Raw genomic sequence first — 15,919 nt, forward strand, 5'->3', positions numbered from 1 at the left:
CAACTGCAGGGGAGTATGCGGTGCGGGGACGAAATCGTCACCGGAAAGAAAGACGCGAACGTGACGGCCGCCCCATTGGGGCGGCCGTTTTGTTCACGCGTCAGCTGTTGTTGTGGTCGACCTTGATGGTCGGATCGCTGCCGGCAATCAGGTTGTGAATGTTGGCAGTGGACCAGTTGTTGCCTTCCAGCTTGATCGTCACGTCCGGTGTCGCGGCAGCCGCGTCGGCGGAGTTGAACTTGCCCGCCGAACTGACTTGCAGCGACGACACGCCGTCGACCGTGGTGATCTTCAGGAAGTTGTCGATGGTGCTGCCGGACTCGCCCTGCAGCAGGTCGCGCAGGTCGATGCGGTCACCTTCGCTGGCGTTGAAGTCCTTGATCACATCGTTGCCGGTATCGCCTGCTTTCCAGACGAAGGTGTCGGCACCGGAACCGCCGATCAGGATGTCGTTGCCCGGGCCGCCGATCAGCGTGTCGTTGCCGGTGCCGCCGAGCAGGATGTCATTGCCCTTGCCACCATCGAGCACGTCATTGCCGCCACCGCCGAACAGGATGTCATTGCCTGCGCCGCCCAGCAGCGTGTCGTTGCCGTCGTGGGTACCGGACACATCGAACGCTTGATAGTGCTCGGTGATGTACTGGTGCACGTTGCTGGTGGTGACTTTGCTGACATCGACGCCGGTCTGCTGCGCGACGAACGCCTGCATCGCCTGGTAACCCTCGCCGGCAATGCCGTTGAAGCTCACCAGATCGCCGAACAGGATGTCATTGCCGTCGCCGCCGTTGACCGTGTCGTTGCCCGGCATCGTCGCTTCGGTGTGGCCGATGATCGAGTTGGCCAGGTCCTTCGGATCAATGTTGGTCTGCGGGTTGTGATCGGTGTCGTACGGTTTCAGGTCGTTGAGGCTGACACCGCTGTTGATCCCGATGGCTTCCACATTGGACAGGTTGCCCAGCAGCGCAAAGGCGCTGTTGGCATTGTCAGTCGTGGCCGAGCTGGTGCTGCTGCCGGAACCCGCCAGGTTCGACAGCTCGTAGGTGCCGTCGCCTTGGGCGTGGATGGTGCCGACGTTGTTCCAGTTCCAGTTGCCGTTCTTGTAAGTCTGCAGGACCACGGCCCCCGCCGTGCTGATAGTCAGGTAGTGCGTGCTGTCGATGTAGGTGCTGAAGCTGTCGCCCAGTTTGTAGTTGCTGGTCTTCACCACGTCGTCGAGCTTCACGTTGCCGTACAGCGTCGGGTTGGTCTGTTCGCCGCTCTGGTAGTAGGTCGGCTGGCCGTCGGTGATGAAGTACGTGAGGTTCTTCGCCCCGGTATTGGCCACTGCATCAGCGCTCTGGAAGAAGTTGGCCGTGGCCTTGAACACGTCTTCGTAGTTGGTGCCCCCGCCGGAGCTCATCGAGTCCAGCACCGCTTTGAGCTTGGTCAGCGCGTTCGGGTCGTTGAGGTTCACCGACACCGACTTGTTGACCTGGGTATCGAAGTCCACCAGGAAGATGTTCACCGTGCCCGAGTTGTTGCCCATGCTCTGCTTGAGGGTGTTGAACACCGACGTCAGCGAGTCCTTGGCGGCGTTGATCGACGAGGTGCTCATGCTGCCCGAGCTGTCGACCATGAACGCGATGTTGTAGTTGGTGCCCGGCACAACGGTCAGGCCGCCGATGTCGGCGACGATGATGTCGTTGCCGTCGGTGCCGGTGACGGTGTCGTCGGCCGAGGTGGCGACAATCGAGTTGTAGACCGCCGGCACCACGGAGACCGGAATGGTCGCGGTGGTGCTGGCCGAGCCGCCCAGAGCCTCGGTGGAGGTCGAGGTCACGGTCAGGTTGAACTGGCCGTTGTAGTAGGCCGGCGGGGTCACGGTCAGGCTGCCGAGGTTCCAGCCGGTGACGTTGGCATCGCCGCTGGTGGCGGTCACGGTGAAGCTGTGGCCGGCGCCGTCGCTGAGGACCGAACCGACCGGTGCGCCGCTGATCTTGATGCTCAGGGTTTCCGAGCCGTCGGTGTCGGTCAGCGCAGTGCTGATCGACGACAGTTTCACGGTGGTGCCTTCGGCGCCGGTGTTGAGCTTGTAGCCGTCGTAATAGCCTTCGCCGTTGGTGCCGTGCAGATCGGAGACGGTTACACCGGAGTTCACCAGGTCCTGTACGCCGGTGTAGATCGGCACGCCGGTACTGCTCAGGTCGATCGCCGTACCGCCGTTGACCGACAGGTTGACGTCGTAGCTGCCCAGGCCGTTCTGGTTGTGGTGGTAGATCTCCAGGGTGTAGTAGCCGCTGGTGGTCGGGGTGAACGAACCGTTGAGGTTGCCGCCCGCGCCCCACGTCGTGGAGGCCACGTTCTTGCCTCCGATGTTCACCAGCAGGCTGTCATCGCCGGTGCCGGTAAAGGTGTAGGTCTTGCCGGCTTCGAGGTAGATCAGGCCGGAGGTCTTCGACGCGGTGCCCGCCGCGACGTTGCCGTCGGACTGCACGTTGGTCACGTTGCCTTTGGAGTTCGCGGTACCGGCGCCGTCGATCACGTTTTTCAGGGTGGTCGAGTTCGCGCCGCTGCCGTCGGTGCCCAGGCCCGACAGGCCGGTCCAGACTTCCTTGATCAAGCCGGTGGACTTCACGCTGTTGTCGGCCACCGACAGGGTCGGCGCATCCGCCACCGGCGTGATGTCGATTTTGATCGTGCCGGTGTTACCCAGCAGTTGACCGTCGGTTGGCTGGAACTTGATCTGTGCGTAGTCAGCCTGGTTGTTGCCCAGACCGGTGCCGCCGTAACCGTTCACACCCGATTCGTTGGCATCCGGCATGAAGCGCAGCTTGCCGGCGTCGATGTCGGCCTTGCTGAAGGTCTGGTTGGTGGCGACGTCTTTCCAGGTCGAACCGTCCAGGTACTGCAGTTTGCCTTCGCCCGGCAGTTGGGTGATTTTCACGCCCAGGCTTGAGGCCGGGCTGTCGACGTCGGTCACGCCGAAGGTCGACCAGCCGAGGATCAACGGCGTGTCTTCGGTGCCGGTGACATTGGCCGGCGCGGCAACAGGCGCGTCGTTGACGGCGACCACGTTGACCGTGGTGGTGGCCACGTTGGAGTAGTTGCCGCCATCGGTCACCGTCACGGTAATGATGCGCGGCACGGTGCTCGGGTCTTCACTGCTGTTGGTGAAGGTGATGTTCTTGATCGCCTGCATGTAGTCGGCGAGCGTTGCGTTGCCCGAGAGTGTCAGCGTGATGGTGCCATTGGTGCTGTTGGCGTTGATGGTGATGCCGTTGACGCTGTTGCCCAGGTTCAGCGCATCGCCGTCCTGACGGTTGGTCAGCACGATGGTGGCGCCGGTCAGCATGGTGCTGTCCGGGTCGGTGATGCTGATGTCGGTGTCGGCAATCGACACACCTGCGCCCGGGGTGTTCTCGGTGAAGGTCACCTTGTAGTCGGCGCCGGTGGCGCCGCTGGAGTTGTTGGCGTCGAGGTCGATGACCGGTGGTGCATCGTTGTCGATGATCGAGGTGCTGACGCTGCCGTTGGTGCTGCTGACCGCCAGGTTCTCGAAGTTGCCGCCGGTGGCCGAGTCGATCTTGACCACGAAGTTCTCGGTGCCTTCGGTGATCTTGTCGTCGATGGTCGCGACGTTGAACTGCGCACTGCTGGCGCCCGCCGGGATCTTCACGGTGTACACGCCGGTGAAGTCCGAACCGTCGGCGGCGGTGCCGCTGTAGACGATTTTCAGGGTCACGTCGGTTTGCGCCGGGTGGGTCAGGCTGACGGTGTAGCTGGCGGTCTGGCCTTCGGTCACCGAGGTGCTGCCGGTGATGCTGACGGTGGTGGTGTCGATGGTGTCAGTGACGCTGGTCACCGCTGGCGTGTTGCTGGTCACCAGGTTTTCGAAGTTGCCACCGGTGGCGTTGGTGATGGTTGCCTGCACGGTGCCGGCGTCTTTGTAGACGTCGTCTGCCGGTGCCGGAACGGTCACGGTGCCGGTGGTTTTGCCCGCATCGATGGTGATCACCGAACCGTTGCTCAGCGTCACGGTCACCGGAGTGCCGGCCGCGTTGGTCAGGGTTGCGGTGTAGGTGATCGAGCCACCCTCGGCCACGGTGCCGGTCGCGGTCAGCGACAGGTTGGTGGTGTCAATGGTGTCGGTCACGGTAGTGCTGACCGGCGTCTTGTCGGCCACGAGGTTTTCGTAGTTGCCGCCACTCACATTGGTGATCGAGTTGGTCAGCGGTGCATGACCATTCAGGACGTCGTTAGGCGCGGTCGTGGTGACAGTGCCGGTGGTCTTGCCGATGTCGATGGTGATCGACTGACCGTTGGACAGGGTTACGGTCACTGGCGAACCGGTCACTGGAGCGCCGACAGTCGCGGTGTAGACGACGTTGCCGCCCTCGGCCGCCGTCGTGGTGGCAGTCAGCTTCACGGTGGTGGTGTCGATGGTGTCGGTAACGCTTGTCACCGCTGGCGTGTTGCTGGTCACCAGGTTTTCGAAGTTGCCGCCGGTGGCGTTGGTGATCGTTGCCTGGACAGTGCCGGCGTCCTTGTAGACGTCATCTGCCGGGGCTGGAACGGTCACGGTGCCGGTGGTTTTACCCGCCTCGATGGTGATCACGGCGCCATTGCTCAACGTTACGGTCACCGGAGTGCCGGCAGCGTTGGTCAACGTTGCGGTGTAGACGATCGAACCACCCTCGGCCACGGTGCCGGTCGCAGTCAGCGACAGGTTGGTGTTGTCGATGGTGTCGGTGACAGTGGTCGACACTGGCGTCTTGTCGGCTACGAGGTTTTCGTAGTTGCCGCCGCTGACGTTGGTGATGGCGTTGGTCAACGGCGTGTGTCCGTTGAGCGCATCGTTCGGCGCGGTGGTGGTCACGGTGCCGGTGGTCTTGCCGATGTCGATGGTGATGGTCTGGCCGTTGGACAGGCTCACGGTCACTGGCGAACCCGTCACTGGAGCGCCGACAGTCGCGGTGTAGACGACGTTGCCGCCCTCGGCCGCCGTCGTGGTGGCAGTCAGCTTCACGGTGGTGGTGTCGATGGTGTCGGTAACGCTGGTCACCGCTGGCGTGTTGCTGGTCACCAGGTTTTCGAAGTTGCCGCCGGTGGCGTTGGTGATCGTTGCCTGTACGGTGCCGGCGTCCTTGTAGACGTCATCGGCCGGTGCAGGAACTGTCACGGTGCCGGTGGTTTTGCCGGCGTCGATGGTGATCACGGCGCCGTTCGACAAGGTCACGGTCACTGGCGTGCCAGCGGCGTTGGTCAGGGTCGCGGTATAGGTGATCTGGCCACCCTCGGCCACGGTGCCGGTCGCGGTGAGCGACAGGTTGGTGGTGTCGATGGTGTCGGTCACGGTGGTGCTGACCGGGGTTTTGTCGGCGACCAGATTTTCGTAGTTGCCACCGGAAACGTTGGTGATGGCGTTGGTCAGCGGTGCATGACCATTCAGCACATCGTTAGGCGCGGTGGTGGTCACGGTGCCGGTGGTTTTGCCCACTTCGATGGTGATCGACTGACCGTTGGATAGGCTCACGGTCACAGGCGAACCGGTCACAGGTGCGCCGACAGTGGCGGTGTAGGTGACGGTGCCACCTTCAGCAGCGGTTTCGGTCGCGGTCAGTTTGACCGTGGTGGTGTCGATGGTATCAGTGACGCTGGTCACCGCTGGCGTGGTGCTGGTCACCAGGTTTTCGAAGTTGCCACCGGTGGCGTTGGTGATCGTTGCCTGAACGGTGCCGGCGTCCTTGTAGACGTCATCGGCCGGTGCCGGAACTGTCACGGTGCCGGTGGTTTTACCGGCGTCGATAGTGATCACCGCGCCGTTCGACAAGGTCACGGTCACTGGCGAGCCAGCGGCGTTGGTCAGGGTCGCGGTATAGATGATTTGGCCACCTTCGGCCACGGTGCCGGTCGCAGTCAGCGACAGGTTGGTGGTATCGACGGTGTCGGTCACGGTGGTGCTGACCGGTGTCTTGTCGGCCACCAGATTTTCGTAGTTGCCACCGGAAACGTTGGTGATGGCGTTGGTCAGTGGCGCATGACCATTCAGCACATCGTTAGGCGCCGTGGTGGTCACGGTGCCGGTGGTTTTACCGACTTCAATAGTGATGTTCTGACCATTGGCCAGGGTTACCACAACCGGCGAGCCGGTCACTGGGGCACCCACGGTCGCGGTGTAGGTGACGGTGCCACCTTCAGCAGCGGTTTCGGTCGCGGTCAGTTTGACCGTGGTGGTGTCGATGGTATCAGTGACGCTGGTCACCGCTGGCGTGGTGCTGGTCACCAGGTTTTCGAAGTTGCCGCCGGTGGCGTTGGTGATCGTTGCCTGTACGGTGCCGGCGTCCTTGTAGACGTCATCGGCCGGTGCAGGAACTGTCACGGTGCCGGTGGTTTTACCCGCCTCGATGGTGATCACGGCGCCATTGCTCAACGTTACGGTCACCGGAGTGCCCGCCGCGTTGGTCAGTGTGGCGGTGTAGAGGATCGAACCGCCCTCGGCGACCGAATTGGTGGCGCTGAGTGTCAGGTTGGTGGTGTCGACGGTGTCGGTGACCGTGGTCGAAACCGGGGTTTTGTCAGCTACGAGGTTTTCGTAGTTGCCGCCCGTTACGTCGGTGATCGCATTGGTCAGCGGTGCATGACCGTTCAACGCATCGTTCGGTGCGGTGGTGGTCACGGTGCCGGTGGTCTTGCCGACTTCGATGGTGATTTGCTGACCGTTTGACAGGTTCACGGTGACCGGAGAACCCGTCACTGGTGCGCCAACAGTGGCGGTGTAAGTAACGGTGCCACCTTCAGCGGCCGACTCGGTCGCGGTCAGTTTGACCGTGGTGGTGTCGATGGTGTCGGTGACCTGGGTTACGGCCGGAACGGTGCTCGGCACCAGATTTTCGAAGTTGCCGCCCGTGGCCGTCGAAATGGTTGCTTCGACCTTGCCGGCATCCTTGTAGACGTCATCGGCTGGCGCCGGGACAGTCACGGTGCCAGTGGTCTTGCCGGCTTCGATGGTGATGACCGCGCCGTTCGACAAGGTCACGGTCACTGGCGAGCCAGCCGCATTGGTCAGGGTCGCGGTGTAAATGATCGAACCACCTTCGGCCACGGTGCCAGTGGCGCTCAAGGTCAGGTTGGTGGTGTCGACGGTGTCGGTGACGGTGGTCGAGACCGGAGTCTTGTCGGCGACGAGGTTTTCGTAGTTGCCACCGCTCACGTCGGTAATCGCGTTGGTCAGCGGCGCATGGCCGTTCAACGCATCGTTTGGTGCGGTGGTGGTCACGGTGCCGGTGGTCTTGCCGACTTCGATGGTGATTTGCTGACCGTTGGACAGGTTCACGGTGACCGGAGAACCCGTCACTGGTGCGCCAACGGTAGCGGTATAAGTGACAGTGCCACCTTCTGCTGCCGACTCGGTCGCGGTGAGCTTCACCGTGGTGGTGTCGATGGTGTCAGTGACTTCGGTAACCGCTGGAACAGTGCTTGGCACCAGGTTCTCGAAGTTGCCGCCGGACGCGTCCTTGATCGTGACTTCAACCTTGCCGGCGTCCTTGTAGACGTCATCGGCCGGGGCCGGAACGGTTACGGTGCCGGTGGTTTTACCCGCTTCGATGGTGATGACGGCGCCGTTGCTCAACGTCACGGTCAGCGGAGTGCCGGCCGGGTTGGTCAATGTCGCGGTATAAACGATCGAGCCGCCTTCGGCCACGGTGCCGGTCGCGGTCAGCGACAGGTTGGTGGTATCGACGGTGTCGGTGACGGTGGTGTTGACCGGGGTTTTGTCAGCTACGAGGTTTTCGTAGTTGCCGCCCGTTACGTCGGTGATCGCATTGGTCAGAGGTGCATGACCGTTCAACGCATCGTTCGGTGCGGTCGTGGTGACAGTGCCGGTGGTCTTGCCGACTTCGATGGTGATTTGCTGACCGTTGGCCAGGGTCACGGTGACCGGAGAACCCGTCACTGGTGCGCCAACGGTGGCGGTGTAAGTAACGGTGCCGCCTTCTGCCGCTGTTTCGGACGCGGTGAGCTTCACGGTCGTCGTGTCGATGGTGTCGGTGACTTCGGTGACAGCCGGCACGGTGCTCGGAACCAGGTTCTCGAAGTTGCCGCCGGTTGCATCCTTGATGGTGACTTCGACTTTGCCGGCATCCTTGTAGACGTCATCGGCCGGGGCCGGAACGGTTACGGTGCCGGTGGTTTTACCCGCTTCGATGGTGATGACGGCGCCGTTGCTCAACGTCACGGTCAGCGGAGTGCCGGCCGGGTTGGTCAATGTCGCGGTATAAACGATCGAGCCGCCTTCGGCCACGGTGCCGGTCGCAGTCAGCGACAGGTTGGTGGTGTCGACGGTGTCGGTGACGGTGGTGTTGACCGGGGTTTTGTCAGCTACAAGGTTTTCGTAGTTGCCGCCCGTTACGTCGGTGATCGCATTGGTCAGAGGTGCATGACCGTTCAACGCATCGTTCGGTGCGGTCGTGGTGACAGTGCCGGTGGTCTTGCCGACTTCGATGGTGATTTGCTGACCGTTGGCCAGGGTCACGGTGACCGGAGAACCCGTCACTGGTGCGCCAACAGTGGCGGTGTAAGTAACGGTGCCGCCTTCTGCCGCCGTTTCGGAAGCGGTGAGCTTCACGGTCGTCGTGTCGATGGTGTCGGTGACCTGGGTTACGGCCGGAACGGTGCTTGGCACCAGGTTCTCGAAGTTACCGCCCGTGGCCGTCGAAATGGTTGCTTCGACTTTACCTGCATCTTTGTAGACGTCATCAGCCGGAGCCGGAACGCTCACGGTGCCGGTGGTTTTACCGGCTTCGATGGTGATGACAGCGCCGTTCGACAGGGTCACGGTCACCGGAGTACCCGCCGGGTTGGTCAGGGTCGCGGTGTAGACGATCGAACCGCCCTCGGCCACGGAACCAGTGGCGCTCAGGGTCAGGTTGGTGGTATCGACGGTGTCGGTGACCGTGGTCGAAACCGGCGTCTTGTCGGCCACCAGATTTTCGTAGTTTCCACCGCTCACGTCGGTAATAGCGTTGGTCAGTGGTGCATGGCCATTCAACGCATCGTTCGGTGCGGTGGTGGTCACGGTGCCGGTGGTCTTGCCCACTTCGATGGTGATCTGCTGACCATTGGCCAGGGTCACGGTGACCGGAGAACCCGTCACTGGTGCGCCAACAGTGGCGGTGTAAGTAACGGTGCCGCCTTCTGCCGCCGTTTCGGAAGCGGTGAGCTTCACGGTCGTCGTGTCGATGGTGTCGGTGACGTTGGTCACGGCCGGAACGGTACTCGGCACCAGGTTCTCGAAACCGCCACCGGTGACGGTCGAAATGGTCGCCTCGACTTTGCCGGCATCCTTGTAGACGTCATCGGCTGGCGCGGGGACAGTCACGGTGCCAGTGGTCTTGCCAGCTTCGATGGTGATGACCGCGCCGTTCGACAAGGTCACGGTCACTGGCGAGCCAGCCGCATTGGTCAGGGTGGCGGTGTAGACGATCGAACCCCCTTCGGCCACCGAGTCGGTGGCGGTCAGGTTCAGGTTGGTGGTGTCGACAGTGTCCGAAACCGAAGTGTTGGCCGGTTTGCTGTCGACGGCCAGGTTTTCGTAGTTGCCACCAGTGGCTTTGTCGATCGTGACGCTCAGCGAGCTGCCGCCAGCCAGCGGGCTGTTCGGCGCGACGAAGTTCACGGTGCCGGTGGTCTCGCCGACGGCGATGGTGATGGTCTGGCCGTTGGACAGGGTCACCACGACCGGCGAGCCGGTCACTGGCGCGGTCACGGTGGCGGTGTAGACCACGGTTTCGCCTTCGGCGACGTTGGCGGTAGCGCTCAGGGACACGGTGGACGTGTCGATGGTGTCGTGGACGGTGGTGACTGCCGGGCTGGTGCTGGTGACCAGGTTTTCGAAGTTGCCGCCGGTGGCGCCCTTGATGGTCGTTTCAACGGTGCCGGCGTCCTTGTAGACGTCGTCCTTCGGTGCATCGACAGTCACGGTGCCAGTGGTTTTGCCAGCCTCGATGGTGATCACCGCGCCGTTGCTCAGCGTCACGGTCACCGGGGTGCCAGCGGCGTTGGTCAGGGTCGCGGTGTAGGTGATCTGGCCACCTTCGTTGACTTCCGGCGTCGCGCTCAGCGTCAGGTTGGTGGTGTCGACGGTGTCGGTGACGGTGGTGCTGACCGGTGTCTTGTCGGCCACCAGATTTTCGTAGTTGCCGCCGCTCACGTCAGTGATCGAGTTGGTCAACGGTTCGTGACCGTTGAGTGCGTCGTTCGGCGCGGTAGTGGTTACGGTGCCGGTGGTTTTGCCGACTTCGATGGTGATCGACTGACCGTTGGCCAGGGTCACAGTCACAGGCGAACCGGTCACCGGTGCGCCGACAGTGGCGGTGTAGGTGACGGTGCCACCTTCAGCGGCCGACTCGGTCGCGGTCAGTTTGACCGTGGTGGTGTCGATGGTATCGGTGACTTCGGTAACCGCTGGAACGGTGCTTGGTACCAGGTTCTCGAAGTTGCCGCCGGACGCGTCCTTGATGGTGACTTCAACCTTGCCGGCGTCTTTGTAGACGTCATCGGCTGGCGCAGGAACGCTCACGGTGCCCGTGGTCTTGCCCGCTTCGATGGTGATCACGGCACCGTTCGACAAGGTCACGGTCACCGGCGTACCGGCCGGATTGGTCAGGGTCGCGGTGTAGAGGATCGAACCACCCTCGGCCACGGTACCGGTCGCGGTCAGCGACAGGTTGGTGGTGTCAACGGTGTCGGTGACAGTGGTCGACACTGGCGTCTTGTCGGCGACCAGATTCTCGTAGTTGCCACCGCTCACGTCGGTAATCGCGTTGGTCAATGGCGCGTGACCGTTCAGCGCGTCGTTCGGCGCAGTGGTGGTGACGGTGCCGGTGGTCTTGCCGACTTCGATGGTGATTTGCTGGCCGTTGGACAGGGTCACGGTGACCGGAGAACCCGTCACTGGTGCGCCAACAGTGGCTGTGTAAGTAACGGTGCCGCCTTCTGCCGCCGATTCGGTCGCGGTCAGTTTGACCGTGGTGGTGTCGATGGTATCGGTGACTTCGGTAACAGCTGGAACAGTGCTTGGTACCAGGTTTTCGAAGTTGCCGCCGGACGCGTCCTTGATGGTGACTTCGACTTTGCCGGCGTCTTTATAAACGTCATCGGCTGGAGCAGGAACAGTCACGGTGCCGGTGGTCTTGCCGGCTTCAATGGTGATGACCGAGCCATTGCTCAAGGTCACGGTCACCGGCGAGCCCGCAGGGTTGGTCAGCGTGGCGGTGTAAACAATCGAACCGCCCTCGGCCACGGTGCCGGTTGCGGTCAGCGACAGGTTGGTGGTGTCGACGGTGTCGGTCACGGTGGTGCTGACCGGTGTCTTGTCGGCCACCAGATTTTCGTAGTTGCCACCGCTCACACCAGTGATCGAGTTGCTCAACGGCTCATGACCATTCAACGCATCGTTTGGGGCGGTGGTGGTCACGGTACCGGTGGTTTTGCCGACTTCGATGGTGATTTGCTGACCGTTGGCCAAAGTGACAGTCACTGGCGAACCGGTCACAGGCGCACTGACCGTCGCGGTGTAGGTGACAGTGCCGCCCTCGGCCACCGAGGTGTCAGCCGTCAATTTGACGGTCGAGGTGTCGATGGTATCGGTGACTTCCGTCACGGCAGGGACGGTGCTTGGAACAAGGTTCTCGAAGTTGCCACCGGACGCATCTTTGATGGTCACTTCGACCTTGCCGGCGTCCTTGTAGACGTCATCGGCTGGCGCCGGAACGGTTACGGTGCCGGTGGTTTTGCCAGCCTCGATGGTGATGACCGAACCATTGCTCAAGGTCACGGTCACCGGCGTGCCGGCCGGGTTGGTCAGGGTCGCGGTGTAAACGATCGAGCCGCCCTCGGCCACGGAGCCAGTGGCGCTCAGGGTCAGGTTGGTGGTGTCGACGGTGTCGGTGACCGTGGTCGAAACCGGGGTCTTGTCGGCGACCAGATTCTCGTAGTTGCCGCCGCTTACGTCGGTAATCGAGTTGCTCAGCGGTGCATGGCCGTTCAACGCATCGTTCGGTGCGGTGGTGGTCACGGTGCCAGTGGTCTTGCCCACTTCGATGGTGATCGACTGACCATTGGCCAGGGTCACGGTCACCGGCGAGCCGGTCACTGGCGCGCCAACGGTAGCGGTATAAGTGACAGTGCCACCTTCTGCTGCCGATTCGGTCGCGGTGAGCTTCACCGTGGTGGTGTCGATGGTATCGGTGACTTCGGTAACCGCTGGAACAGTGCTTGGCACCAGGTTCTCGAAGTTGCCGCCGGACGCGTCCTTGATCGTGACTTCAACCTTGCCGGCATCCTTGTAGACGTCATCAGCCGGAGCCGGAACAGTCACGGTACCAGTGGTTTTGCCCGCTTCGATGGTGATGACGGAGCCGTTGCTCAATGTCACGGTCACCGGCGTGCCGGCCGGATTGGTCAGAGTGGCGGTGTAGACGATCGAACCGCCTTCGGCCACGGTGCCGGTCGCAGTCAGCGACAGGTTGGTGGTGTCGATGGTGTCGGTGACCGTGGTCGAAACCGGAGTTTTGTCCGCTACGAGGTTTTCGTAGTTGCCGCCGCTCACGTCAGTGATCGAGTTGGTCAGTGGTTCGTGACCATTCAACGCATCGTTCGGCGCTGTGGTGGTGACGGTGCCGGTGGTTTTGCCGACTTCGATGGTGATTTGCTGACCATTGGCCAGGGTCACGGTGACTGGTGAACCGGTCACCGGAGTACCGACGGTAGCGGTATAGGTGACAGTGCCACCTTCAGCTGCGGATTCGGTTGCGGTCAGTTTGACCGTGGTGGTGTCGATGGTGTCGGTGACGTCGGTAACCGCTGGAACAGTGCTTGGCACCAGGTTCTCGAAGTTGCCGCCGGACGCGTCCTTGATCGTGACTTCAACCTTGCCGGCATCCTTGTAGACGTCATCAGCCGGAGCCGGAACAGTCACGGTACCGGTGGTTTTACCGGCCTCGATGGTGATGACCGAGCCATTGCTCAAGGTCACGGTCACTGGCGTACCGGCCGGGTTGGTCAGAGTGGCGGTGTAGACGATCGAACCGCCTTCGGCTACGGAACCAGTGGCGCTCAGGGTCAGATTGGTGGTGTCGACGGTGTCGGTCACGGTGGTGCTGACCGGCGTCTTGTCGGCCACGAGGTTCTCGTAATTGCCGCCGCTTACGTCAGTGATCGAGTTGGTCAGCGGCGCGTGGCCGTTGAGTACATCGTTCGGTGCGGTGGTGGTCACGCTGCCGGTGGTTTTACCCACTTCGATGGTGATGGTCTGACCGTTGGCCAGGGTCACGGTGACCGGGGAGCCAGTCACCGGTGCGCCAACAGTGGCGGTGTAAGTGACGGTGCCGCCTTCAGCGACCGAGGTGTCAGCGGTCAGTTTCACGGTTGAAGTGTCGACGGTATCGGTCACTTCGGTAACCGCCGGGACAGTACTCGGAACAAGGTTCTCGAAGTTGCCGCCGGACGCGTCCTTGATCGTGACTTCGACCTTGCCCGCGTCCTTGTAGACGTCATCGGCAGGGGCTGGAACGGTCACGGTACCGGTGGTTTTGCCGGCTTCGATGGTGATCACCGCGCCGTTGCTCAAGGTCACGGTCACAGGGGTGCCGGCCGGATTGGTGAGGGTGGCGGTGTAAACAATCGAGCCGCCTTCGGCCACAGAACCAGTCGCGCTCAGCGACAGGTTGGTGGTGTCGACGGTATCGGTGATCGTGGTCGAAACCGGGGTTTTATCGGCGACGAGGTTTTCGTAGTTGCCGCCAGTCACACCGGTGATCGAGTTGGTCAGCGGCGGATTGCCGGTCAACGCGTCGTTCGGCGCGGTGGTGGTGACGGTGCCGGTGGTCTTGCCGACTTCGATGGTGATCGACTGACCGTTGGCCAGGGTCACGGTCACCGGCGAGCCGGTCACTGGCGCGCCGGTCACTGGCGCGCCCACCGTCGCGGTATAGATAACGGTGCCGCCTTCGGCTGCGGTTTCGGTCGCGGTCAGTTTGACCGTCGTGGTGTCGATGGTGTCGGTGATCTGGGTCACGGCCGGAACGGTGCTTGGCACCAGGTTCTCGAAGTTGCCGCCGGTGGTGCCGGCAATGCTGACTTCGACTTTGCCCGCATCCTTGTAAACGTCATCGGCTGGCGCCGGAACGGTCACAGTGCCGGTGGTTTTGCCCGCTTCAATGGTGATGACGGAGCCATTGCTCAACGTCACGGTCACTGGCGTGCCGGCCGGGTTGGTCAATGTAGCGGTGTAAACGATCGAGCCACCTTCGGCCACTGAGCCGGTGGCGCTCAACGACAGATTGGTGGTGTCGATGGAGTCGGTGACCGTGGTGGTCGCCGGCGTGGTGTTCGGCACCAGGTTTTCGAAATTGCCGCCGGTAGCACCGGTAATGGTGGTGCTGACGGTGCCGCCGTTGTTGTAGACGTCATTCGGCGCGGTTGGCACGTTGACGCTGCCGGTGGTCTTGCCGGCTTCGATGGTGATGGTCGAACCGTTCGACAACGTGACGGTGACCGGTGTCTGCGCCGGATTGGTCAACGTCGCGGTGTAAGTGATCTGGCCGCCTTCGACCACGGTGCCAGTGGCCGTCAGGGTCAGGCCGGTGGTGTCTTTCGAATCGACAATGGTGGTAACGGCTGGCGTCGGGTTCGGTACCAGATTCTCGAAGTTCCCGCCCGTTGCACCGGTGATGGTCGTGGTGACAGTGCTGCCATTGTTGTACACGTCGTTGGGCGCAGTCGGCACGTTGACGGTGCCGGTGGTCTGGCCGGCGCCGATGGTGATGGTCGAGCCGTTGGACAGGGTGACGGTGACCGGCGTCTGCGCCGGATTGGTCAGGGTCGCGGTGTAGGTGATCTGGCCACCTTCGGTGACGCTGTTGCCCGCCGTCAGCGTGACGGTGGTGGTGTCGATGGTGTCGGTGACCTGGGTCACGGCCGGTGTGGTCGGCACGGTGACGGTAATGCCGTTGCCGCCGGTGGTGCCGGTAACGGTCACGTTGATCTGGGTCGGGTCGTTGTAGACCGTATCGTTCGGGGCCAGCGGCACGTTGACGGTGCCCGTGGTGGAGCCAGCCGGAATCACGATCACCGAACCGTTGGACAGGGTGATGCTCAGGTCGGTCAGCGGCGCCTGGGTCAGGGTCGCCGTGTACACCAGCACGCCGCCGGCTTCGGTGATGGTCGGTGTGGCGCTGAGGCTCAGGGTCGAGTCGCGCAAGGCGTTGGGGGTGGTATCGGTGGTCTGGCCACCGGTGATGTTCTGGGCGGCCTGACCGGCCGAGTTGATGCCTGCGGTCGGGAAGCCGATGGTCGGGTCGACACGGCCAGCGGTTGCGTCGAGCATCACGAAACTGTGGCCGCCACCGGCAGCACCACCAGTGCCTGCGGCGCTCGGGCCGGCAGCGGTGGCGTCAAGAGCGGTGGTCGGGTCGACGCCGGCGGCAATGGCCTGCTGCAGCTCTTCAACGGATGGTGCGGCTTGCGCAGTGGCTTCGGCCAGGTCGGTGGTGGAGTCCGGAGTATCGGCGCTCCATTGGGTGTCACGACCCAGATCGATGGTACGGCCGTCAGCCAGCTCCAGGGACACCGCGCCAGATACGCCGGTATCGACCTGATCGCCGGCGAACAAACGGTCGCCTTCAACGAGTACGCGACGGACGCCCTCTGGGGACACCACGAAAACCTGACCGACAATGCTTTTGACGATGGCAACAACACTGCTCATTGAAGACTCTCCGGGTGTCACGTTCAGTTGACTTCCATAGACCTGATGGCTTTTCTGCGCCGATTCAGTCTGGACGTACTTTTTAAAAAGGGTGGAACAAGTTTGACGCTGATCTGCGTCAATATTTTGGCTGGAATCTTTCGCTATTAACTTTATGCCAAACTATTGACC

General features: G+C 62.4%; 1 protein-coding gene. It reads right to left on the reverse strand.

All coding sequences use genetic code 11. The features are described 5' to 3' along the window. Positions 1-100 precede the first annotated feature (100 nt). Complete coding sequence (locus J5M72_RS21670; protein WP_207867045.1) at positions 101-15,748, reverse strand: LapA family giant adhesin; 15,648 nt, start codon at positions 15,746-15,748, stop codon at positions 101-103. Positions 15,749-15,919: the final 171 nt, after the last annotated feature.

The sequence above is a fragment of the Pseudomonas sp. 58(2021) genome, assembly GCF_017491585.1.
Taxonomy (GTDB): Bacteria; Pseudomonadota; Gammaproteobacteria; order Pseudomonadales; family Pseudomonadaceae; genus Aquipseudomonas; species Aquipseudomonas fluorescens_BT.